The sequence below is a fragment of the Micromonospora olivasterospora genome (genome assembly GCF_007830265.1).
Taxonomy (GTDB): Bacteria; Actinomycetota; Actinomycetes; order Mycobacteriales; family Micromonosporaceae; genus Micromonospora; species Micromonospora olivasterospora.
Window position 1 is genome coordinate 75,506 of record NZ_VLKE01000002.1, and the last position, 24,523, is coordinate 100,028.

Genomic DNA, 24,523 nt, shown 5'->3' on the forward strand with positions numbered 1-24,523 from the left:
GTACGCCTCTACGACGTTGGTGAGGAGTCTTCGTGGCTGGTGTGAGTTCTCTGTGGGCGCACAGCCCTGCTCCTGGCCGTACCCGGTGGCATTCTCTTGCCGAGCATCTTCGTAGCACCGCGGAGTTGGCGCGACGGTTCGCCGTCCCGTTCGGTGGGGGTGACGTTGCGTACTGGCTTGGTGCGCTGCATGACGTGGGCAAGGCGGCCTGCGCCTGGCAGGACAAGCTTGCTGCTGTCGCGTCCACTGGCGGTCCAGTCGGCATCGACCATAAGTCACTCGGTACCCGGGTCGCGTACGATCGTGGACTCGGCGGGTTCGCCGGTGCGGTCTTCGGCCACCATGGCGGACTGATCGATACGCCTAGCCTGCGCGACGCGTTCCGGAAGAGACTTGCTGACGCACCCGGCAACGTGGCGTCGGCTGAGCGGGAACTGCCTGGGCTGTTGCCGGACCTGCCAGGGCGGCTCGACCATATGGTGCCGGCGCACTGGCGGGCAGATCCGCTGGTGGGGGAGATGGCACTGCGTCTGTGCTACAGCGCTCTGGTCGATGCGGACAGCCTGGACACCAGCGCACATTTTCAGGGACTGGCCAATCCACGAGTGGGTCCGGACGTCGACTTCGGCCACCTGTACAAGCTGTTCGAGCAGCGGCGGTCTGACGCACTCGCCGGGCGCGGCGGTACTCCGGTAGGCCGTCTGCGGGAGCAGGTCTACGCGGACTGCCTATCGGCGGCTGAGCGGGATCGTGGAGTGTTTCGCCTCGGTGCGCCGACCGGGGCCGGGAAGACCCTCGCGAGCGGTGGCTTCGCGCTGCGGCACGCAGAGACGCATGGCCTGCGGCGGGTGATCGTCGCGGTCCCGTTCCTCACCATCACCGAGCAGAACGCCGCCGTCTACCGCCGGTTGCTCAACGAGGACGGGGCCGAGCCGGTCGTCCTCGAACACCACAGCCAGGCTGACTTCGACGACCCGGAAGCCGGCCGGTGGGCGCGGCTGGCGGCCGAGAATTGGGACGCTCCGTTCGTCGTCACCACCTTCGTCCGGCTCTTCGAGTCGCTGTATGCCCGCAAACCGTCGGCGATGCGCCGAGTGCACCGGCTGGCCAACTCGGTGATTGTGCTGGACGAGGTGCAGGCGTTGCCGCACGCGATGCTCGCGCCGATACTCGACGGACTCCGGCTGCTCGTGCGGCACTTCGGCGCGTCCGTGCTGCTCTCCTCGGCAACACAGCCGAGCTTTTGGGCGCTCGACGAGTTCAAGGGCATGCCCTGCACCGACCTGATCCACGACACGCCGAAGCTGGTCAGTGATCTGCGACGAGTGCGGTACGAGTGGCAGCTCGACCCGAAGCCAACGCTGGCTGGCATCGCCGACCAGGCCGCGTCGGAGCCTGCGGCGCTGGTTGTGGTCAACACGACCGCGGACGCCAAGGCGGTGTTTGACCACTGGCGGGCTGCCGCGCCGGATGGTGTGGCTTGGCACCTGTCCACCCGGATGTGTCCGGACCACCGGCGGAGGGTGCTCGAGACGGTACGGGCACGCCTTGGCCGGGGCGAGCCCGTTCTGCTTGTGGCCACTCAACTGATCGAGGCTGGGGTGGATGTCGACTTCCCAGTGGTGTTCCGGGCGATGGCGCCGGCCGACTCGCTGCTTCAGGCAGCCGGGCGAGCCAACCGCGAGGGGCGGATGGCGGAGGGCGGCCGAGTGGTCGTGTTCGCGTCGGAGGACGGCGGGCAGCCGCCCACGTACAAGACACTGGTCGGCTGCACCGGGCGCCAGTTCGGACCGGACAAGGCCGACCCGGACGACCTGACGGCGCTAGGACGCTACTACCGCAACGTGTACGACCTGCTCAACATCGCCGACAGTCAACACGTTGGGCAGCGCATCCAGCAGGCCCGCCGGCGGTGGGAGTTCGAGACCGTGGCCGAGGGGCCCATGGACGCGAGCACCAAACGGCGGGATAGGAAGCTGGCGTTCCGGATGATCAACGATGACGGGATCAGCGTGGTCACGCCCCAGGGCGCTGAGACGCCTCAGCTGCGGCGTGAACTGGAGCAACTGGTTGAGGACCTGCGCCAGGCGCCGGTTCCGGATTTGGCGAAGCTGCGACGATTGCAGGCGTTCACCACGAACCTTCATCCCAGCGCGCTGCGCCGACCTGGCGTGATGGCGCTGATGCGGCCGATCCTCGGTGGCAACGAGGTGCGGCGGGGCGTGCTGGTCGAGTGGGTTGGCGAGTATGACGACGCCACCGGCATCAATATTGACCCGAATCTGGAGCAGTTTCTTCTCTGACGACTGGCCCGGGGACGCCAGGAAAGCGCAAACGCGAAGCGCGCTCCACTGGTACTTCGATCCGCCTTCGACCTGACGGGTGGGCGGGTCCTGGGCGGAACGCTTGTTGACGCAGCGGTAGTCACCTATTGCGAGAGACAGCGCCACCACTCGGAGCCGGGGGCTTGGCGAGATATACCCCGCCATGGACATACTGTCAATGACAAAATGCTGACTGGTGTTTTAACCGGCCAACACCCAAGGAAGTTAGATACATTGAGCGGCACCAAGTGAGCTTGAGTGTCTGCAGTGCCTTGTGGTGCTGAGGATCGCAACCTTGGATGGTGGCCGGAAGGCTTTCGTCGCTGCCCCGGGCATGAGCTGGGCGAGTTCCAGCGTATGCCCGGGCACTGGTTGGCGACGAGCATCATCTGGTTGATCAATCAGCCATTTTTGTCGTACCGATCGTGAATGCTCGCGCCTGTTGGTGAGGGATCTGTCGATCCCATGGTTCAGTAAATCTTCGATCGTATGTTCGATTGCCTCTGGTCTTTGAGGTGGAGGGATTTGTGCTGTGACGACGGATGTGGTCAACGGGTTAACTCTGCGGCGGAGCGCGGAGGGTGATCTGCCGGTGGTTGTGCAGGTCAGTGGTGAGGCGGCGCTGTTCTCGCGGCCGGAGCTGAAGGTGGAGCGGGTTAGCTATCCGGTGATGACTCCGTCGGCTGCCGTGGGCGTACTTGAATCGATCTTCTGGAAGCCGGAGATGCGGTACCAGGTTGTCGCGATCGAGGTCCTCAAGCCGGTGAAGCAGTTCTCGCTCCGGCGCAACGAGACCTCCGATGTTGCGCCGCTGGCCGAGGCGATCAAGGGCGTCCGCCGGGTGGACACCACCGCTCACCGCGATCAACGCAACGCCGTCTGCTTGCGGGATGTGGCGTACAGGATCCACGCCCACATCGAGTTGGCCGCGCACGCGGACAAGCCGGTCGCGGCGTACCGGGATCAGCTTCGTCGTCGGGTCCGCAAGGGAGCCTGCTTCCAGCAGCCATACCTCGGCACTCGCGAGTTCAGTGCTGCGTTCGGTTGGCCGGATGACACCCGACGTGCGGAGGTCAACGAGGAGATCGGCATCATGCTGCACTCCATCCATAGGGACGGAACGTCTGCCCAGCCGAGGATGGAGTGGTTCGCAGCTCGGGTCGTCGACGGTGTGCTCTACGTGCCCGAGCGTGGAATCGAGCTGGCGCTTCCGATGGAAGGCCAGGTGGCCTAGTGCTGCTGCAACGGCTGGTGGAGTACGCCGACACCGTCACGGACGCCGACCCCGCCCGCGCCGTTCCGGCGTTCTACGCTCGCAAACCCGTGCGGTGGAGCCTGGAGATCGACGCGAACGGCGTACCCCGGGGAGACCTTGTCGACACCGCCGACAAGGACGACCCGCAGCACCGGTTCGGCGCGCAGCGGCTGGTGCCGGCGGTGACCCGTACCGTTGGGATCTCGCCCGTGCTCGCTGTCGACAACGGTGAGTACGTCTTCGGCTGGCTGTCGGAGGGTGCCAAGCCGGAGCGGGTTGCGAAGCAATACGACGCCTTCCGCGCCCTGATCGCCGACTGGGCTGCTGCCGAACCGGACGGCCCGGGCCCGGCCGTTGCCGCCTTCTACCGGGACGGGCACGCCGGCGTGCTCCAACCGCCAGCCGACTGGAGCAGGGGTGACCTGATCGGCTTCTGGGTCGACGGGGTCTACGCGGCGGATACCGGTTCGGCGCGTCGGTTCTGGGCCGGGGTGGCTGGCGACCGGAAGGGTTCGGGGCGCTCGGGCCTGTGTCTGGTCTGCGGGCAGGTGCAGCCGTTGCTCAAGACCGTGCCGCAGCAGATTCCTCGGCGGTGGCTGCCCGGCGCTACTCAAAGCGCGTCGCTGGTGAGCATGAACGAGGCGGCGCACGGCTACGAGCTGCAGAAGCAACTCACCAACACCCCAATCTGCGCCGACTGTGGCCTGAAGTTTATGACCGCGCTGACCGGTCTGCTTTCCGATCCGCTGCACAGCACCGCCTTGTCCGGGCAGAACGCTCGGCTCGCCTGGTGGGTTCTGGGCGGTTCGACGTTCGACCCGTGGGCGACCGTGGAGCAGTTGGACCCGACCCAGATTCATAGCCTGATCGCGGGTCCTGCGGGTGGCAAGGAGGCGGCGGTCGATGATCTGTCTCGGTATTGCTCGGTGACGGTGGGCGGCAACGTCGCCCGGGTGGTTGTGCGGGACTGGGTCGAGCAGCCGGTCCGCCAGGTGAAGGACAACGTCCGGGCCTGGTTCGGCGACCACAGGATCGTCGACGCCTGGACCGGTGAGGTGGTGGAGGTCAAGGTCTCGCAGCTGGCCCGGGCGGCGGGACGGTTCGAGGCGGGACGCAACGGTGGCCCCGGGACCTGGACCAAGTTCGGAGCGTCCGGTGAGCACCGTCCGCCTGACCTGTTCCACCGGCTGCTCGGCGCCGCGCTGCTCAAGCGGCCGCTGCCGCCGAAACTGCTCAACCACGTGATCAACCGGATCCGCATCGACGGCCGGCTCGACGCTGCCCGAGCCGCACTGATCCGGCTTGCCCTGCGCCGCTACCCGAACCTGCCCCCGCATGAACGAGAGAGGCTGACACCGACCTTGAGTGTGGAACACAAGCAGCCGGCTTACGTGTCCGGTCGCATCTTCGCCGTCATGGACGATCTGCAACGGACCGTGTTCCGGGTCGCCGACCAGAAGCTGAACACCACCTTCGCCGAACGCTACTTCGGCCGGGCCATCGACAACCCGCAGGTCGTCATCGTTTCCGGCCGCCGCAACGTGCAGGCGTGGCTCAAACGACTGCGCGGGCCCCTGCGCCGACCGAACTGGTCCGACGCGTACGAACGGCGACTCGACGACCTGTTTGTCCAGCTTGGCGTCGCGATTCCCCGCGGTGCGGTGCTGACCGACAAGGCCCAGTTCATCCTCGGCTACCACCAGCAGCGGGCCGAGATGCGGGCGGAACGACTCGCGGCGGCTGCGAACAAGAAGAAGACCGACCTTCCCCCCGAGCCCGACGACGTCAAGCCAACCACCAACGACGAAGGAGACGACGCATGACCGCCGCGCACCTCGACCCCACCCGTCGCCACGACGCCGTCCTGCTGTTCGACGTCAGCGACGGAAACCCCAACGGCGACCCGGACGCCGGCAACCAGCCGCGTACCGACGACGAAACCGGACAGGGCCTGATCACCGACGTGGCGATCAAGCGCAAGATCCGCGACACGGTGTCGCTGCTGCGCGGCGACAACCCGCACTACGGCATCTTCGTCGAGGCCGGCTTCGCCCTGAACACCCGGATCGAGCAGGCGCTGAAGGCCAACCCGGGCAAGGCCGACGAGGCGCAACGGTGGATGTGCGAGCACTACTTCGACATCCGCATGTTCGGCGGCGTCCTCAGTACCGGCAAGGACGGCGGCGCCGGCCAGGTCCGCGGCCCGCTCCAGCTCACTTTCGCCCGCAGCATCGATCCGATCCTGCCCACCGACCACACCATCACTCGGGTAACGCAGACCCGACAGGAGGACATCGACAAGGGAGAACGCACGGAGATTGGCTCGAAGTGGACCGTCCCGTACGGCCTGTACCGGGCGCACGCGTTCTACTCCGCGCCCCGCGCCACGAAGACCGGCGTGACCAGCGACGACCTAGCCGCGCTATGGCAGGCCATCACGGTCATGTTCGACCACGACCGAGCCGCGACCCGGGGCGAGATGAAGCTGTGCGGCCTCTACGTGTTCAGCCACCCCGACGCCTTCGGGGTCGCCCCGTCGGCCGCCCTCACCCAACGCATCACGCTCAAGCGCAAAAACGACGACAAGGCAGCACGCGCCCACACCGACTACACCCGCACCATCGACGAGTCAGGGCTACCGGACGGTGTAGAGCTGACCAAGCTGGTCGACCTCTGGCCGTGACCGACGACCACCCGACGGACAGCGGCACCGCCCTGCGGGAGGTGCCGCTGTCCGCGCTGGAGCACTACGCCTACTGCCACCGACAGACCGCGCTGATTCACGTCGAAGGCGTCTGGTCGGAAAGCGCCGAGACGGTACGCGGTGACCTCAGCCACACCACCGTCGATCTGCCCGGCATCCAACGCCGCCGGGGCCTCACCGTGATCCGGTCACTACCGGTGTGGAGCCACACCCACGGCCTGCGCGGCATCTGCGACATCGTCGAGTTTGAGAGGGGTACGGCCACACCTGTCGAATACAAGGTCGGACGGTACAAAGCCGGCGGGCCCGCCGAGCTGCAACTCGGCGGGCAGGCGCTCTGCCTCCTCGAAGCCGGCTTCGACGTGCCAACCGGCTACATCTACTCGGTGGCCGAACGGCGCCGACACGCCGTATCCATCGACGCCGACCTGCTCGACCGGGTCGTGGCCGCGACCGCGGCCGTACGCCGGCTGCTGGACACCCCGGCATTGCCTGCGGCACGCAACGACGCCCGCTGCCGGCAATGCTCGCTGCGCGAGGACTGCCTGCCCGAGCTGACCGACGGCCGGTGGCAGGCCATACCCGATCTGTTGACCCCACGACCATTGGGACAGTGGCGTGACTGAGCTGCTCAACACCCTCTACGTGCAAACCCCCGGCACCAGCCTGCACCTCGATGGCGACACCGTCCGGGTGTACCACCCCGACCAGCCCGGACGCAGGCTGCTGCCGCTAGTCCGGCTCGACCACCTGGTCCTGTTCAGCGGTGTGACACCCAGCGACGACCTGCTGCTGCGATGCGCCGACGATGGCCGCTCGGTCAGCTGGCTCACCGGTAGCGGACGGTTCCGGGCCGGCCTGGTCGGCCCCACCCACGGCAATCCGCTGCTTCGCCAAGCCCAGCACCGGACCGCCGACTCCCCAGGCCGACAACTGCCGATCGCGGTCGCCGTCGTCGCCGGCAAGATTCACAACGCGCGACAAGTGCTGCTACGCGCGGCCCGAGACACCAGCGGACACCGACAGACCACGCTGCGGGCGAGCGCCGAACTGCTGGCCGGGCGGCTCGAACTTCTCGCCACCGCAGCCAGCACCAACGAAGTACTCGGCGTCGAGGGCATCGCCGCACGCGACTACTTCGCCGCCATGCCGTACCTGCTCAGCGAAAGCAAAGACTGGAAAGCCTCCGGACGGAACAAACGACCACCCACCGACCCGCTGAACTGCCTGCTCTCCTTCCTGTACGGCATGCTCCGCGTCGCCGTCCAAGGCGCACTCAACCAGGTCGGACTCGATCCGTACATCGGCTTCCTACACGCCGTCCGGCCAGGCAAGCCCGCCCTCGCCCTAGACATGATGGAAGAATTCCGGCCACTACTGGCCGACCGGCTCGCACTCACCATGCTCAACCGGCGCGAGCTAACCCCCACCGACTTCGAGGAACTGCCAAACAAGGCATACCGACTCACAGACAGCGGACGCAAGACCGTGTTGGCCGCCTGGCAGCAGAGCAGACAGCGAAACTGGCCCCACGCGCAGCTCGGCCGGGAGGTACCCGCCGCACTGCTGCCGCTAGTACAGGCCCGGCTGCTCGCCCGTCACCTCCGCGGAGACCTCGTTGCGTACCAGCCATGGACGGTAAACTGATCCATGGACCTGCTCGTCACGTACGACGTCGAGACCGTCACCCCGCAGGGGCAACGCCGACTACGCAAGGTCGCCAAGATCTGTGAGGCGTACGGCCACCGTGTGCAGAAATCGGTGTTCGAGGTCGTCTGCCGCGAAACCGACAAGGTACGCATGGTCGCCGCGCTCCAGGAGGCCATCGACCCGACCCAGGACAGCATCCGGATCTACCGGCTGCCAACCCACGCGCTCGACGACGTCGAACACCTCGGCAAGCCACGGCTGATCGACCCACGGGGAGCATTGGTGATCTAGGAACCCCAAGTGAACGCGGAAACCCCAGGGGGTTCGGAGTCAAGAAATCTGGAACAGATGAACAAAACGGACCGCAGATCAAGCAAATATGCATCGTCAGATCGCTATCTTTGCTGCTCGCGAGCCGCTGCGCCCGGCCTCCGCGCCGGGCGAGGATCGCAACTCGACGCGCAAGGCATCGACCCTGCGGCGGAGGGCCGGCGCTGCGCCCGGCCTCCGCGCCGGGCGAGGATCGCAACGTCGCCCTGGCGCTCATGCTCTTCAGCCAGATCGCCGGCTGCGCCCGGCCTCCGCGCCGGGCGAGGATCGCAACCGGCCGATCAGGCCGGAGTACGGCCCGGCCGGGTTGCGGCTGCGCCCGGCCTCCGCGCCGGGCGAGGATCGCAACGCCGGCGCGCTCGATCGGCGCGGCCGGCAGGTCGAACAGCTGCGCCCGGCCTCCGCGCCGGGCGAGGATCGCAACGCGTTCGCCCCCGCGACCAAGGCCCAGGCCAAGGCTCGCTGCGCCCGGCCTCCGCGCCGGGCGAGGATCGCAACCTCGGGAACTGCTCGCTTCGGGACGCGACCGCGCCAAGCTGCGCCCGGCCTCCGCGCCGGGCGAGGATCGCAACTCGACGACGATCGCCCGGTACCGGTGGTGCTCGGCGAGCTGCGCCCGGCCTCCGCGCCGGGCGAGGATCGCAACGAGGGCGTGGCGATCGGCAACGTCCTCCGCGCTCACCGCTGCGCCCGGCCTCCGCGCCGGGCGAGGATCGCAACTTCATCCTCGCTGCGGGCGTGTGGCGCCCCGACAGCTGGCTGCGCCCGGCCTCCGCGCCGGGCGAGGATCGCAACGCTGTGTGATGTTCGCGTAGGTGACGCTGCTGCCAGGGAGCTGCGCCCGGCCTCCGCGCCGGGCGAGGATCGCAACCTCTGAAGGGAGAGCCACCCCCATGGCCAAGGGAAAGCTGCGCCCGGCCTCCGCGCCGGGCGAGGATCGCAACTGGTCGCTTTCGCACCTCACTCGCTATTCGGGTATGCCGCTGCGCCCGGCCTCCGCGCCGGGCGAGGATCGCAACCCGCTCGTCGAGAGTGGTCGCGTCGCGGGCTGCGGCGGGCTGCGCCCGGCCTCCGCGCCGGGCGAGGATCGCAACTCCTGCTTTCCACTCATGGCCTGCTTCACCTGCGACAGGCTGCGCCCGGCCTCCGCGCCGGGCGAGGATCGCAACCTCGTGCACTGCGCCCCCGCCCGGCCCACCCGGCCGGGGCTGCGCCCGGCCTCCGCGCCGGGCGAGGATCGCAACGCCGACAGCGACCCGGAGGACTCCGACAGTCGGTGCATCGAGCTGCGCCCGGCCTCCGCGCCGGGCGAGGATCGCAACCCCTGGGCAGCAGGAGTGATCGTGATCTACCGCAAGGCTGCTGCGCCCGGCCTCCGCGCCGGGCGAGGATCGCAACCTCGGCGGTGTTGCCGTGGGTGCGTGGTGGCGGGCCGGGCGCTGCGCCCGGCCTCCGCGCCGGGCGAGGATCGCAACCTCCGATCCAGCCCGTATCTCGTCCACCTGGTGCCGCAGCTGCGCCCGGCCTCCGCGCCGGGCGAGGATCGCAACAACTCCGCCACCGACGCCCGGCGCGGCTCGATGTCGTGCTGCGCCCGGCCTCCGCGCCGGGCGAGGATCGCAACGGGTGTGGTCGCCGCGGGCGTCGCCGACCTTCGACGCGCTGCGCCCGGCCTCCGCGCCGGGCGAGGATCGCAACGGATCGGCGAGGGTTCGCAGGATGCGCCGGATCTCGGGGCTGCGCCCGGCCTCCGCGCCGGGCGAGGATCGCAACATGGCGTAGGTGAGCGCGGCGGCGGGGTCCATCTCGAGCTGCGCCCGGCCTCCGCGCCGGGCGAGGATCGCAACCTTCGTACCGACGCGGAGCTGCCGTTCGGTGTGCCCGTGCTGCGCCCGGCCTCCGCGCCGGGCGAGGATCGCAACAAAGACATGGCCCACGTCTAACCACCCCTTGAGGAGATGCTGCGCCCGGCCTCCGCGCCGGGCGAGGATCGCAACGTCTGGTCGATGCGGCGCAGCGCCTCGGACTCGTCGCTGCGCCCGGCCTCCGCGCCGGGCGAGGATCGCAACCTACGGCGCTGTGGTGTCGGCGCTGGTGCTCGACGTGCTGCGCCCGGCCTCCGCGCCGGGCGAGGATCGCAACCTGCTGACCACTGGTCAGACCGTCGCGCGGATGATGTCGCTGCGCCCGGCCTCCGCGCCGGGCGAGGATCGCAACGTCGGCAGGAACCGGCCCTCGGGGTCCTCGGTGAGCGGCTGCGCCCGGCCTCCGCGCCGGGCGAGGATCGCAACGCGGGCAGGCGGAGGCCGACGTGGCCGGCGGCGACGAGCTGCGCCCGGCCTCCGCGCCGGGCGAGGATCGCAACCGCGGCGTCCACGCCAGCACGGGTACGCCGTTCTCCGTGCTGCGCCCGGCCTCCGCGCCGGGCGAGGATCGCAACACCGACGCTGACCAGCTCAACCTCGTAGGCGACGACCTGCTGCGCCCGGCCTCCGCGCCGGGCGAGGATCGCAACCGTGTATTCGACGGCCACCCTGTCAACCCGCGTGGGCGCGCTGCGCCCGGCCTCCGCGCCGGGCGAGGATCGCAACTACGTCGACGGCAAGGAAGTCATCCAGTCGATCGACAGCTGCGCCCGGCCTCCGCGCCGGGCGAGGATCGCAACTGATTGCTTGCCCAGCCTTGCTGAGGCACCTTCAAGGGGGCTGCGCCCGGCCTCCGCGCCGGGCGAGGATCGCAACTTCACCGAGCCGCCCTCGGTGGTAAGCAGCGCCGACAGGCTGCGCCCGGCCTCCGCGCCGGGCGAGGATCGCAACACGGTGGGAACACCCATGCCGAACCGGCGCGACGACGGCTGCGCCCGGCCTCCGCGCCGGGCGAGGATCGCAACGCGAACTGATCGAAGACCTCACCGACCCCGACCCGTGGCTGCGCCCGGCCTCCGCGCCGGGCGAGGATCGCAACGTGCCGGAGGACCGTGTCGAGGACCTGGAGCGGCGCCGCTGCGCCCGGCCTCCGCGCCGGGCGAGGATCGCAACGGCGTTCGCCAGCGTTTGCGGGTCAGCCCGCGCAGCCGGTTGCTGCGCCCGGCCTCCGCGCCGGGCGAGGATCGCAACGATCTCGGCGAGCTGCGCGAGATGCGCGCGGCCGCCGAGGCTGCGCCCGGCCTCCGCGCCGGGCGAGGATCGCAACGATCTCGGTGGCGCGTAGTTGGGCGCTTTTCTCCACCAGCTGCGCCCGGCCTCCGCGCCGGGCGAGGATCGCAACAATGTCGCGGCGTCGTTGGGCGCGGTGGCGCAGAGCAGCTGCGCCCGGCCTCCGCGCCGGGCGAGGATCGCAACGACGTCATCGGCAAGGACGCGGGGGGCAGCGCCGCGTTGCTGCGCCCGGCCTCCGCGCCGGGCGAGGATCGCAACTCCGCCGCCGACCTGGCGAACTTCGACACCATCGTCAGCCGCTGCGCCCGGCCTCCGCGCCGGGCGAGGATCGCAACTGACTTGCTCGGGACAGCCGGGCGTCCACGATCGCCAGGCTGCGCCCGGCCTCCGCGCCGGGCGAGGATCGCAACTGCGGTGATGTCTATCTGCACGCTGTCTCCTACGCGGGGCTGCGCCCGGCCTCCGCGCCGGGCGAGGATCGCAACGTGGCGTTCGTGGCGCCGAACTTCACTGCGGTCGCGCCGCTGCGCCCGGCCTCCGCGCCGGGCGAGGATCGCAACACCACCCCCGGCGCCACCGCGATGGCCACCGGGAAACGCTGCGCCCGGCCTCCGCGCCGGGCGAGGATCGCAACACCGACCGGGTGCTCGTCGTCTGGCCGCTATAGGGCGGCTGCGCCCGGCCTCCGCGCCGGGCGAGGATCGCAACCCGTAGTCGTGGGCCTCGGACCAGACGGTCTCCTCGGTGCTGCGCCCGGCCTCCGCGCCGGGCGAGGATCGCAACGCCTACCCGGGTGGCCGGTACGAGTCGACAGTTGACGGGCTGCGCCCGGCCTCCGCGCCGGGCGAGGATCGCAACCGCCAGTCTCCGTCGGTCGTGACGTGGAACGCCGCCAGCTGCGCCCGGCCTCCGCGCCGGGCGAGGATCGCAACACCTCTTTCGCGGCGAGCTTCGCCGCTTTCATCCGGGCGCTGCGCCCGGCCTCCGCGCCGGGCGAGGATCGCAACACTGTCGCCCGGCCAGGCCAACCCGACGACGTTGGCCGCTGCGCCCGGCCTCCGCGCCGGGCGAGGATCGCAACCGGGGCCAGGTCGGCGCGCGGGGCCGGCTCGCCGCGCTGCGCCCGGCCTCCGCGCCGGGCGAGGATCGCAACCAGACGACCAGCAGGGACCTGGACCCGCAGTTGCACGTGCTGCGCCCGGCCTCCGCGCCGGGCGAGGATCGCAACGAGTCACCGTTGCCGCGCATCGCCAGGTAGCCGGCCCCGCTGCGCCCGGCCTCCGCGCCGGGCGAGGATCGCAACGCCCGCCCCGGCGACACCATCGTCGTCTACACCCTCGAGCTGCGCCCGGCCTCCGCGCCGGGCGAGGATCGCAACTCCTCGTGGAGGTCGACGGCCGCGTGGTCCGCGTCGGGCTGCGCCCGGCCTCCGCGCCGGGCGAGGATCGCAACCGCCCGGCACGCGGCTGCCTCTTCCGCCACCTTCCGGTGCTGCGCCCGGCCTCCGCGCCGGGCGAGGATCGCAACGAGATCGACGCCTACCTGGTCGACGACGAGAATCCGGGCTGCGCCCGGCCTCCGCGCCGGGCGAGGATCGCAACGACATGTGGGACGAGGACCGGCACATCGTGCGGGGGGCGCTGCGCCCGGCCTCCGCGCCGGGCGAGGATCGCAACCACGAAAACCGAGGGAATCCATCTTCGGCTGGATCAGGCTGCGCCCGGCCTCCGCGCCGGGCGAGGATCGCAACTTGAGCGTCAGCGACAGCGTGGACGTCTCCGCCTGCTCGCTGCGCCCGGCCTCCGCGCCGGGCGAGGATCGCAACTCCCCGTACGAGCGCACGTTTGCCCGCTGGTAGGAGCTGCGCCCGGCCTCCGCGCCGGGCGAGGATCGCAACTTCACCGGCGTGGCCGTGTTCGCGGGCAAGGCCGCCGGCTGCGCCCGGCCTCCGCGCCGGGCGAGGATCGCAACTCGCACCACTCGCGGCCGTCGTCGGTCAGGCCGCACAGGCTGCGCCCGGCCTCCGCGCCGGGCGAGGATCGCAACGGCCAGGCCGTGGCGGACGAGGCCAACAAGTGGCTGTGCTGCGCCCGGCCTCCGCGCCGGGCGAGGATCGCAACGTGGGTGATCCAGCGGCGGAACGTTTTCGCGCCGGGCTGCGCCCGGCCTCCGCGCCGGGCGAGGATCGCAACTTGATCGCCTGCTCGGTCTTGGAGATCTCGGCGGTCAGGCTGCGCCCGGCCTCCGCGCCGGGCGAGGATCGCAACATGAGACTCCTCCTGGTTAGCTCACTGCTCAGCCAGTGCTGCGCCCGGCCTCCGCGCCGGGCGAGGATCGCAACATGAGACTCCTCCTGGTTAGCTCACTGCTCAGCCAGTGCTGCGCCCGGCCTCCGCGCCGGGCGAGGATCGCAACCCTTCGCCATCGTCGCCGTCGCCCTTCACCAGCCCGGCTGCGCCCGGCCTCCGCGCCGGGCGAGGATCGCAACGACTACAGCCCGGACATGACCGTCCTGCGCGGCGCCTGGCTGCGCCCGGCCTCCGCGCCGGGCGAGGATCGCAACACCCGGTCCGGATCGACCTTCGGGTCCTCGGTCGGGATGCTGCGCCCGGCCTCCGCGCCGGGCGAGGATCGCAACACGATGTCGCTGCAGACCCTCGCCGAGGAGGTCGCCGAGCTGCGCCCGGCCTCCGCGCCGGGCGAGGATCGCAACGTCGTGGTCGCGCCCAGCCACGGCCGCACCCACGACGCTGCGCCCGGCCTCCGCGCCGGGCGAGGATCGCAACGGCAAGAGCCTCGACGCGACGGAGAAGGACGCCCAGGGCTGCGCCCGGCCTCCGCGCCGGGCGAGGATCGCAACAGGAACACCTGCGGCACCTTGAACCGGATCGTCTCCGCGCTGCGCCCGGCCTCCGCGCCGGGCGAGGATCGCAACACCCCGAGCGACGCGGCGCATGATGTCAATCTCCCTGGCTGCGCCCGGCCTCCGCGCCGGGCGAGGATCGCAACTTGAACTGGGTACGCAGGAAGGCGTGGACCTGGTCGAGCTGCGCCCGGCCTCCGCGCCGGGCGAGGATCGCAACCTTGCCGGCCAGCTGGATACGCAGCTGGTCCCGCTCGCTGCGCCCGTGTCAACGACATTCGAAATTTGACCCTTTAGCGGCGGCCGAAATTTGACCCCCCTGGTTGTTTATCGGTCGTCGTTGGTGGCTGCGGGGACGCGGCCGAGGTCGCGGTTTTTGAGGCGGTAGCTGTCTCCTTTCAGGCTGATGACTTCGGCGTGGTGGACGAGGCGGTCGATCATGGCGGCGGCGACGGTGTCGTCGCCGAAGACCTCGCCCCAGCGGCCGAAGGGTTTGTTAGAGGTGACGATGAGGCTGGCGCGTTCGTAGCGGGCGGAGATGAGTTGGAAGAACAGGTTCGCGGCTTCGGGTTCGAACGGGATGTAGCCGACCTCGTCGATGATGATCAGTGGGATGCGGCCGAGTTTGGTGATCTCGTCTTGTAGTCGGCCGGCGTTGTGCGCGGTGGCCAGTCGGGCGACCCATTCGGCGGCGGTGGCGAACGCGACGCGGTGGCCGGCTTGGCAGGCACGGATGCCCAGGCCGGTGGCGAGGTGGGTCTTGCCGGTGCCGGGAGGGCCGAGGAACACCACGTTGTCTCGGGCGGCGACGAAGTCGAGGGTGCCCAAGTGGGCGAGGAGGTCGCGTTTCAACGAGCGCTGGTGGTCGAAGTCGAACTCTTCCAGGGCCTTCCGGGCGGGGAAGCGGGCGGCGCGGATGCGGCCCTCACCGCCGTGGGACTCCCGGGCGGCGACCTCACGGTGGAGGCAGGCGGCCAGGAATTCCTCGTGTGTCCAGTTCTCGGTGCGGGCGCGGTCGGCCAGTCGGGTGACGGCGTCACGCAGGGTCGGCGCCTTGAGCGCGCGGGTCAGGTAGGCGATCTCGGCGGTGGTGTCCCGGCTGGTCGCCGTGCCGATACCTCCGGGGTGGGTGGTGGTCTTGGTGGGCATCAGGCCACCGCCTGTCGCGTGGCCGGTTCGCAGTCGGCGATGGTCCAGACGTGGACCGGATGGCCGGCGATGGTGCCGTGGGCCTCGATCCACGTGTGCGGGCCGCCGGCGCGGCGGTGCACCGGCGTCGACAACGCGTGGGCGTAGGCGGCCACGACCGCCGCCCGGGCCGCTTCGGTGCCGGTGCGGGCCGGGACCTGGATGTCGATGTCGACGTCGGCCACGGTCACCGACACGCGTTGCGTGCCGACGGCGTCCATCAACGCGGCGGTGGCCAGCAAGGACGCGGCGGCGGTCAGCGCACTCGCCTGCGCCGCCGTGGTGGTGGGGGTCATCAGGCCACCTCCGCCAGGTCGTCGCCGCTGGTGCCGAGGATCCGGTCGTAGTCGGCCAGGTCCCGACACGCCACCTGGGCCGCGGCGCGGCCTCGGGGCCGGTCTTGATACGCCTGCCGCATCACCGTTGCCGCCTTCGCGTGCTCGGGGTCGGTGATGGTCTGCTGCCGGGCCCAGCACCGTTCGTGCTCGCCGACCAGAACACCGGAGCGCAGGACGCGCACGGTGTGCAGATCGGCGGTGACCTCGACCCGGTGTCCCACGGCGTTTGGGTGCACCGAGTAGTCGCAACTGTCGAGCCGGACGTAGTGGTCACGTCCGAGTCGTACCGTGTGCCGCCAGCCGATCGCCGTGGCCTCGCTCGGCGGCAACGCGCCCATCGCGGCCCGGTCCGCGCCGATCCGATCGGCCGGCGCCGCCGCATCGAGTGCCCGCTTCGGCCGGGTGTTGGCCAGGGCGATCCAATCAGCCAACTGGATGTTGAAATCGGCCACGCTGGCGAACCGGCGTCCGGGCAGGAAGGAGGTCTCCAGATAGCCGTTGGCACGCTCGACCAGGCCCTTGGACTCCGGATCCCGCGGGCGCAGGATCCGCACCCTGGTGCCCACCATCCCGCGCAGCACGCTGAACTGCGCGGTGAGTTTGGGCTGCGCGCCACCGTAGCGGCCCACCCCGGACTCGTTGTCCCACACCAACTCCCGCGGCACCCCACCCAGCTGAACCAGCACCGCCCACTGCCCCAGGACCAGATCCTCCGCGGACCGCGTAGGGATCGTCGTCGCGCACAACCAGCGGGAATAGCCCGACACCATCACCAGCACCGGCGGGGAGGCCACCTGCCCGAACCCCAACGGAACCGGCGCCGGCGGGAACCACAGATCACACTGCGCCCGCTCGCCAGGCCCGTAGACAGTGCGCGAAGCCGGATCAACCGGCGCATACACCGGCCGCAACTCACGGACCCGTTCCTTGAGCACCGTCAACGACCGCGTCCAACCGATACGCTCCGCGATCACCGTCGCCGGCATGTCCGGAAACTCCTTCAACAACGCCCGGATCCGCGGCTCGGCCGCGTCCACGATCGAGCCCTTCGCCGCCCGCACGTACTTCGGCGGCTGCACCGACCGAACCGCGCTACGGACCGTGTTACGCGACAGCCCGAGCTTGCGCGCGATCGCCTTGATCGGCATCTGCTCGGCCAGGTAGAGCCGGCGGATTTCCGCCCAATCCTCCACTTTGATCACCCTCCATGTCTTAACTCAAGATCACTGAAGGGGGTCAGTTTTGACCCGTCGACACGGGGTCATCTTTCACGCGTCGTCGACAGCCCGGCCTCCGCGCCGGGCGAGGATCGCAACATCGGCGTCACCCGCAGCAACGAACCGCTCAACCTCGGGCTGCGCCCGGCCTCCGCGCCGGGCGAGGATCGCAACACCAACGGGGTCGGCGGCACCGTCGTCGAGGCCACCGGGGCTGCGCCCGGCCTCCGCGCCGGGCGAGGATCGCAACGGGGTGAGGACGATGCGGGTGATGCCGGCGGAGCACATCGCTGCGCCCGGCCTCCGCGCCGGGCGAGGATCGCAACCACCATCGGCAAGCTGTCCGTCCAGCGCGGGGGCGGCTGCTGCGCCCGGCCTCCGCGCCGGGCGAGGATCGCAACCAGCGGGTGGTGCCGAACCGGGTAGTGCCATCCCGGACGCTGCGCCCGGCCTCCGCGCCGGGCGAGGATCGCAACAGATCGACGCCAAGAAGTTCGGCCGCAAGGCTGGCGTCGCTGCGCCCGGCCTCCGCGCCGGGCGAGGATCGCAACTCCACCTCCGACTCGGCGGCGATCCCATCTTTGAGAAGGCTGCGCCCGGCCTCCGCGCCGGGCGAGGATCGCAACTCGCCAATGCGCGCCCGCGTGCGGTCCAGTAGGACGAGCTGCGCCCGGCCTCCGCGCCGGGCGAGGATCGCAACCCTGTGACCCGAAGGATGCCAAAGGACTCGCGTCAGAGCTGCGCCCGGCCTCCGCGCCGGGCGAGGATCGCAACGGGACAACGTCAGGTACGAGCCGACGTTGACGGACGTCGCTGCGCCCGGCCTCCGCGCCGGGCGAGGATCGCAACTTGACCACGACCCGGTAGTGCCAGGAGGACCGATACGCTGCGCCCGGCCTCCGCGCCGGGCGAGGATCGCAACGGTGCGGAGTTGTCTGGCCCATGCTTCGGATTCGGTGCGCGCTGCGCCCGGCCTCCGCGCCGGGCGAGGATCGCAACCATCGGACCCCCCACGGGTTCCGACCGGATCGTCTTGGCTGCGCCCGGCCTCCGCGCCGGGCGAGGATCGCAACGCCTTGTGCGCGGTGCTGACCACCACGTCGGCGTACCGGCTGCGCCCGGCCTCCGCGCCGGGCGAGGATCGCAACGCCTTGTGCGCGGTGCTGACCACCACGTCGGCGTACCGGCTGCGCCCGGCCTCCGCGCCGGGCGAGGATCGCAACGGCTCGCCCTTGCGGTCGAGTTCGCCGGTCTCCCGCTGCGCTGCGCCCGGCCTCCGCGCCGGGCGAGGATCGCAACGACGGGGGCCGGCACCGACTTGTCGACTCGCGTGAAAGCTGCGCCCGGCCTCCGCGCCGGGCGAGGATCGCAACCCCGGGGGCCTGTTTCGTGCGGGCGCAGTGACGAAGTGGCTGCGCCCGGCCTCCGCGCCGGGCGAGGATCGCAACGTCTTGGAGGCGCGAATTGCGATGTGCAACATGCTGGCGCTGCTGCGCCCGGCCTCCGCGCCGGGCGAGGATCGCAACAGGACGACCTCGGTACCGCCATTGCCTTCGTGACCTCGGCGCTGCGCCCGGCCTCCGCGCCGGGCGAGGATCGCAACACCCGCGAACGCGCCATGGCCCAACTGACCGCGAACGGCTGCGCCCGGCCTCCGCGCCGGGCGAGGATCGCAACACCTCGCCGGCGCGGCCGTACGTGTCCGCGACGTCGCGGGCTGCGCCCGGCCTCCGCGCCGGGCGAGGATCGCAACTCCAGCTCGTCAAGCTCGGTCAGAGCCTTCATCACAGCGCTGCGCCCGGCCTCCGCGCCGGGCGAGGATCGCAACATGTACTGGCGGGCCAGGTCCTCTGCGCTCTCGTCCTGCTGCGCCCGGCCTCCGCGCCGGGCGAGGATCGCAACACCGACCCGGGTGAGGCCATCCGTGGGGTCGTCAACGGGGCTGCGCCCGGCCTCCGCGCCGGGCGAGGACCGCAACGGCCAGGTCCACAGTGCGGTTGTCGTCCATGGTGCGCTGCGCCCGGCCTCCGCGCCGGGCGAGGATCGCAACAACGGTGGCGGCGGGAATTCGGTGCCGTCGCGCACGCTGCGCCCGGCCTCCGCGCCGGGCGAGGATCGCAACAGCTCGTTCCACGGCGTGATCAGCTCCTTGGTGCGGGAGCTGCGCCCGGCCTCCGCGCCGGGCGAGGATCGCAACCACCGCCCTGTTGGCCGCCGAGCTGGCCCAGCTGGGGCTGCGCCCGGCCTCCGCGCAACCGTAACGCCGCGCGGTACGTTCAGCCGCTCACGGACGGCTGCGCCCGGCCTCCGCGCCGGGCGAGGATCGCAACGACACGTCGTCAGGCCGGAACATCGCCAGGACGGTGCTGCGCCCGGCCTCCGCGCCGGGCGAGGATCGCAACCCGGGCTCGCTGCGCTTCAGCGGGGCCAGGTCGTCGCGCTGCGCCCGGCCTCCGCGCCGGGCGAGGATCGCAACATGGTCGGCAAGTACGGCGCCGAGAACGGCCAGTACGTGCTGCGCCCGGCCTCCGCGCCGGGCGAGGATCGCAACGTCGTGGTCACCGCGCCAAGCGAGATCAGCGGGACGGACGCTGCGCCCGGCCTTCGCGCCGGGCGAGGATCGCAACGCGAGGATGGAGTCGGCGACCTGGCGGGACCGCTGATCGCTGCGCCCGGCCTCCGCGCCGGGCGAGGATCGCAACAATGTTGCCGCCGGTCACGTCCGCGACGACGCCGGGCGCTGCGCCCGGCCGACATCCTCGACCAACTGCTGCAATCACCGAGGATGGCAGCGGTCGACTACCTCCGGAAACTGCTCATCGCCACCAACGTGCTGCCCGACCGGCTGGAACCTCTTGCCCGGCTCGAACCGTGGCTCGACGCTCAGCTCGCTGACCAGCCCGCCGAGCACCAACGACTCGTGCGTCCTTTCGCCCAGTGGGTCGTCCTGCGCAAGGCCCGTCGAGCCGCCAGCCGCGGTCGATACACCGGCAGCTCCGCCAACGCCGACCGCGAGGACATCCGCCAGGCGCTCGTCCTACTGTCCTGGCTCGCGGAGCGCCACCTGACGATCAATGACCTCACCCGAACCCACCTCGACGAGTTCATGACCGTCGCCGGATCCAAGCGACGTCGAGCGGTTCGGGCGTTCACCGCGTGGACCGCCGCCCGCCGGATCACCCCAGAGCTGATCATCGCTCGCCGCCGCGACGACACACCATCGCGATTCATCGCCGAGGAGCATCATCTTCACCTACTGCGACGCTGCCTAACCACCGGCGACCCCGCGCCGCTCGACGTGAAAGTCGCCGGCGGCCTCATCCTGCTATACGGCGTGCGCCTGTCGAAGATCCACGGGCTGACCACCGACCGCCTGAGCCGAGACGACCGAGGCACCTACCTGGCGATCGACTCTGTGCCGGTTCTGCTGCCACCGAACCTCGCGCAGCTCGTCGACCAACTCATCGCGGAGCCACCACGCACGTTCGGTCTGCGGCCTGCCACTCCGGCCCCGACGTCCTACCTGTTCCCCGGCCGGCCGCCGACACGGCCCATCGGTCCGGCTACCCTCGGCGCCCGACTGCGCCAGCACGGCATCCCCGCCGGCGCCGCCCGCAACACCGCTCTCATCGCTCTCGCGGCCGAGCTGCCCGCAGCCGTGATCGCGGACCTCTTCGGTCTCACCTACAAGACCGCCAGCGCCTGGAGCAGCTACGCGCAGACTGACTGGACCGCCTATCTCAACAGCCGGCCGGAGTCCGCCGATTGCGTTTAGTGCATAGAAGTCCGAGACGGGCGGTAACGTTCCTGTCGGCCCGGAAGGCACTCCGCACTTCCCAGCCCCCATGCCGGGGCGGGTGATCGGCCAGCAACGGCACCGGGAGCCGGATCCGAGAGGACGGCGGCGGCGGCCCGAACCCTAGTACGGCAGCCGCCATTGGTGGTCTGACCTCGCGGGACTCGGTGGGGGCGTGCAACGTGGACGCAGCCGCCTGTCGATCATGTGTTTGTGAGGACTACAAGATCGAAGGCGGCTGCGGTTGCCAGGGTAGCGGCTGGGCGCGCGGTGCGGGAACGGGCCGGGCTGTTGCAGCGGCTGCGGTCGTGCTTCGCCCGAACGCAGACGTGGCAGCACGCGGGAAGGTACATATCGGCGCTGGTCAGCCAGGTGCCGAAGCGCAACGGGTGGACCATCGCCGAGCAGGTCGGGGACGCCACGCCGGACCGCACGCAGCGGCTGCTGAACCGGGCGGTGTGGGACACGACGGCCGCGATGAGCCAGGTCCGGCGGTTCGCCGCTGCGGGTCTGGACGAGGCGGCGCGCCGTCGGCGGCGGCGTGGCCTGGTCGTCGGCGCGTTGGACGAGACGGGCCAGCCCAAGCAGGGCAAGGCGACGTGCGGGGTGAAGCGGCAGTACATGGGGTGCGCGGGCCGGGTCGCGAACGGGATCAACACGGTGCACCTGTCCTACGTTCGGGAGAAGACGGGGCACGCGTTGATCGGGGCGCGTCAGTGGATCCCGGCCGAGCACATCACCGACCCCCGGGCCTCGGCCGGTATGGGACTGCCGCCGGAGGTGGAGTTCCGCACCAAGGGCCAGCTGGCCATCGATATCTGTGCTGATGCGTTCGCCGACGGCCTGGTATTCGACTTCGCCTGCGGCGACGAGGTGTACGGCAACTGCACACAACTACGGGAGTTCTTCGAGCAGCACGGGCAGGCGTACGTGCTGCGGGTCGCTGCCACCTTCATGATCGACCTGCCCTCCGAAGCGAAACTGACCTGCGCACAGGCCGTCACGCTGCTGGTCAAGGACAAGCGTCGGTGGGAGGTCCGCTCGGCCGGTACCGGGTCGAAGGGACAGCGCTGGTATGCCTGGGCGTGGATCGCCACCGCCTCGCCCCGCCATCATCTGCTCATCCGCCGTCACCTGCGCAGCGGTGAACTGGCCTTCCACTACTGCCATGTGCCCGAGGGGCAGATCCTGACCAAGACGAGGCTGATCCGCGCTGCCGGGCTGCGCTGGCCGGTCGAGGAAGATTTCGAGTTCAGCAAGGACCACTTCGGCCTGGACCAGTGCCAAGCGAGGCTCTACACCGCGATCCAGCGGCACACCGTGCTGGTCATGGCCGCCCTCGCGGTCTGCGCGGTCACCGCCGCCCACCTCGCCGACCGCACCGACACCCAGGCACCGCCGCCAAGCACACCGGACCAGCCGCCGCCACCCGAGCCCGGAATGATCCCGCTGACCGTCCCCGAGGTCAAACGACTACTCGCCAACGCCCTCCAGCATCCGAAACCACCCGGCCACGCCACGCACTGGCTCAACTGGCGACGCCGTCACCAGGCCCGCGCCCGCTGGTTCCACCAACGCACACGGCTGAACCGGGACTACACCCTGGTCAGCTAGCAACTGGCGGCTGCCGTACTAGGCAACCGGGCCGCCGCCATTTTCTGCTCGCTGCCGTGGGCTCCACCGGGACGGCCATAACTGGCCCCACCACGGGTCTCGCCGAGAGTCAAGTAACGGTGCGTGAGGGCCAAGACTGCTGGTGCAGCGCGTGGCAGTGCGCGGATCTGCCGAGTTGAGTGCGCGTTACGGCTGACGGTCGAGCATTTGCCGCAGATCATCTACGAGTTGACGGGCGGAACGTGCAATCTCCGGCCGCTTCATCCATGCGACTGCTAGCGAGTGCCAAATGAGCTGTTCAGTAAGACCAAGCTCTTCGGCGAACCTCCCAATTTGGTACTGGTGTTCCAGTATAGCTGCATTTGAGACCGCAATCGTGAGATCGTCGACAGACTTCCCAAGCGTTCCGGCCAATTCGGTCAAGCCTTCGTCGGATAGGTCAAGGAGCTCATACTCGGGCGCCCTGTGGCCAGGTAGGTAGAAGATTCCTAAATCCTCAGAATCCAGCTTCCGCTGATCCCCGTCGAGTACTGCAGCCACCGCCAAACGTTTCGCCTGCCGCAGGCAGCGAAGTCCAGCTAGGGCGTTCGACTCACCACCTGCGGCCACCAATTCGAATTCACGTGCCAAAGACATGTCAAGGAGCGCGAAAATTGATCCAAGTATCGTCGCCGCCGCTTCATCCTCAACGAAAAGGACGCCCCTTATCCTAGAGCGGATACCCACCGTATCTTGGACCTGCATGATTGACGTGGGGGTGACGACTCGCACTTTGTCGACAGAACTGACGCACATGCGGATATTCCCCAACGGGATACGGGAGAGAATTTCCGAGGAGTGTGTAGCCACAACAAGCTGCAACTTTCGCGCTAAGCAATAACGCGCGATTTCATCTACGAGCGCTCGTTGACCGCGGGGAGATATAAAAGCCTCTGGCTCATCGATCAATACGAGCGATCCTTCGTTCACCGTGCGCAAGAACCAGAACAGATAGTGAACCCAGAGTTCCCCCGCGCTCATTTTGGAGCTGTTGAGTGTACGCTGGCCGCGCTCGGCGAATGCTACGGGAATCGGATAGTCCCAACCGTCCAACACATCCGTAGAAACCCGATACACGGTAACGCGGTCATACTGCCTCCCGAGCACCCCTTTCAAGCCGCGCAAGTCCTCGGCCGACAGGTCATACCGTTCATATTTGGCAAGCACGCCCTCCGAGGCAGCGTGATCACGGAGTCCATGTAGTTCTGAGAAGGCGTAAACGGGACCGCAATACTGCGGCCACCAATCATCCGTTAATGGGACACCCTCAACTAGCGCATCACTCCAGGCAGCCAGCCTCTGTTTCGCTGGGTCGCCAAGATCTATTCGACGAACGAACTGGCCATCTTTGGTCGCGACAGTGGCTTCAATTACGCCACTCACATGCTCGCGAACGTCGTCATAGCGACTATTCTCGCACTTAATAGCTGGCGGTAGACTCATCGGGACCGTATATCCGAATAGCGCTTCAATAATTAAGAGCAAGAGGGACTTCCCCGTCCCATGGTAGCCCGTCAGCACCGTTACGCGGTCGAACTTGATAGTTTGCGACACAAAAACCTGGGAGCTGGCAATGGATATGGATGACAGTTGCGTTTTCGTTTCTGTCGCAAGCAATCTCTGCCACCGCTTAAGGCGCCGATCGGAAGTCACGTTGAAACTCTCGCATCCTTGACACGCTTTACCAGTTGAACCGCACTCCCGTAAGCCTGGCATGTAGGGTGAATGCCGACAAGGGAGTTGAACCCTGCAACATGGCTTCGTGAAGCAGGCCGTTCGATAGCAGCGCGTCGGTGCACTCCCGCGAGGCGGCCATCGTATGGGGGGTGCCACGATGCCCCCTGAGCGCACTCACATGCTGCAGACAACGCGCGGGTCGGCGCCAATCGCCGCTCGGTAAGCACCAGCGCCGACTACGTTCGGTAACCGGGAGTAGGGACAGTCAGCCCGTGGTGGGGCCAGTTATGGCCGTCCCGGTGGAGCCCATCTCGTCCGTCATAGCCAGTCGGGATCTCCACTGGCACCAGGGCCCCAACCTACGGCCTGG

General features: G+C 69.4%; 13 protein-coding genes and 3 CRISPR repeat arrays. Of the genes, 9 read left to right on the forward strand and 4 right to left on the reverse strand.

Annotated elements, in window-relative coordinates; all coding sequences use genetic code 11:
• Positions 1–41 precede the first annotated feature (41 nt).
• The 7 genes from cas3 (at position 42) to cas2 (ending at position 8,224) form a co-directional block, all read left to right on the forward strand.
• The gene (gene cas3 / locus JD77_RS31495; RefSeq protein WP_145777948.1) at positions 42–2,303 is read left to right on the forward strand and encodes a CRISPR-associated helicase Cas3'; all 2,262 of its coding nucleotides are present in this window, start codon (positions 42–44) and stop codon (positions 2,301–2,303) included.
• A gap of 565 nt (positions 2,304–2,868) precedes the next feature.
• Entirely contained in the window at positions 2,869–3,558 is a 690-nt protein-coding gene (gene cas5c / locus JD77_RS31500) for a type I-C CRISPR-associated protein Cas5c (protein ID WP_145777949.1), read from the forward strand.
• Entirely contained in the window at positions 3,558–5,402 is a 1,845-nt protein-coding gene (cas8c, locus tag JD77_RS31505) for a type I-C CRISPR-associated protein Cas8c/Csd1 (RefSeq protein WP_145777914.1), read from the forward strand. The genes cas5c and cas8c overlap by 1 nt, the downstream gene beginning before the upstream one ends.
• Positions 5,399–6,262: a type I-C CRISPR-associated protein Cas7/Csd2 gene (gene cas7c / locus JD77_RS31510; RefSeq protein ID WP_145777915.1), complete on the forward strand. Its 864-nt coding sequence runs from the start codon at positions 5,399–5,401 to the stop codon at positions 6,260–6,262. The genes cas8c and cas7c overlap by 4 nt, the downstream gene beginning before the upstream one ends.
• Positions 6,259–6,909: a CRISPR-associated protein Cas4 gene (cas4, locus tag JD77_RS31515; protein WP_145777916.1), complete on the forward strand. Its 651-nt coding sequence runs from the start codon at positions 6,259–6,261 to the stop codon at positions 6,907–6,909. The genes cas7c and cas4 overlap by 4 nt, the downstream gene beginning before the upstream one ends.
• A complete protein-coding gene (gene cas1c, locus JD77_RS31520) occupies positions 6,902–7,930 on the forward strand; it encodes a type I-C CRISPR-associated endonuclease Cas1c (protein WP_145777917.1) in 1,029 nt (342 codons plus the stop codon). Before cas4 ends, cas1c begins: the two co-directional genes overlap by 8 nt.
• A gap of 3 nt (positions 7,931–7,933) precedes the next feature.
• On the forward strand, positions 7,934–8,224 hold the full coding sequence (gene cas2 / locus JD77_RS31525; RefSeq protein WP_145777918.1) for a CRISPR-associated endonuclease Cas2: 291 nt from the start codon (positions 7,934–7,936) through the stop codon (positions 8,222–8,224).
• Between the two features lie 126 nt (positions 8,225–8,350).
• A CRISPR array of direct repeats spans positions 8,351–14,504; the repeat unit is 37 nt; unit sequence GCTGCGCCCGGCCTCCGCGCCGGGCGAGGATCGCAAC.
• 107 nt (positions 14,505–14,611) lie between these two features.
• On the opposite strand, the gene istB is transcribed toward cas2, so the two are convergent.
• From istB to istA, 3 genes are read right to left on the reverse strand one after another with little or no spacing between them, the layout of a single operon-like run.
• The gene (gene istB / locus JD77_RS31530) at positions 14,612–15,433 is read right to left on the reverse strand and encodes an IS21-like element helper ATPase IstB (protein ID WP_246141390.1); all 822 of its coding nucleotides are present in this window, start codon (positions 15,431–15,433) and stop codon (positions 14,612–14,614) included.
• Entirely contained in the window at positions 15,433–15,768 is a 336-nt protein-coding gene (locus tag JD77_RS31535; protein WP_145777919.1) for a hypothetical protein, read from the reverse strand. Before JD77_RS31535 ends, istB begins: the two co-directional genes overlap by 1 nt.
• Positions 15,768–17,012, reverse strand: a complete 1,245-nt coding sequence (gene istA / locus JD77_RS31540; protein WP_145777920.1) for an IS21 family transposase — start codon at positions 17,010–17,012, stop codon at positions 15,768–15,770. The genes JD77_RS31535 and istA overlap by 1 nt, the downstream gene beginning before the upstream one ends.
• Positions 17,013–17,089: 77 nt before the next feature.
• Positions 17,090–19,225: direct repeats of the CRISPR family, unit length 37 nt; unit sequence GCTGCGCCCGGCCTCCGCGCCGGGCGAGGATCGCAAC.
• A 95-nt stretch (positions 19,226–19,320) separates the two neighbouring features.
• Positions 19,321–19,729: direct repeats of the CRISPR family, unit length 37 nt; unit sequence GCTGCGCCCGGCCTCCGCGCCGGGCGAGGATCGCAAC.
• 83 nt (positions 19,730–19,812) lie between these two features.
• Here istA and JD77_RS31545 point away from each other — a divergent pair.
• On the forward strand, positions 19,813–20,802 hold the full coding sequence (locus tag JD77_RS31545) for a hypothetical protein (RefSeq protein WP_145777921.1): 990 nt from the start codon (positions 19,813–19,815) through the stop codon (positions 20,800–20,802).
• Between the two features lie 291 nt (positions 20,803–21,093).
• Positions 21,094–22,437 carry an IS701 family transposase gene (locus tag JD77_RS31550; protein WP_246140610.1) on the forward strand — a complete coding sequence of 448 codons (1,344 nt, stop codon included), beginning with the start codon at positions 21,094–21,096 and terminating at the stop codon, positions 22,435–22,437.
• Between the two features lie 186 nt (positions 22,438–22,623).
• Here the strand turns inward: JD77_RS31550 and JD77_RS31555 are convergent, their stop codons facing one another.
• Entirely contained in the window at positions 22,624–24,129 is a 1,506-nt protein-coding gene (locus JD77_RS31555; RefSeq protein ID WP_170286669.1) for an ATP-dependent nuclease, read from the reverse strand.
• Positions 24,130–24,523: the final 394 nt, after the last annotated feature.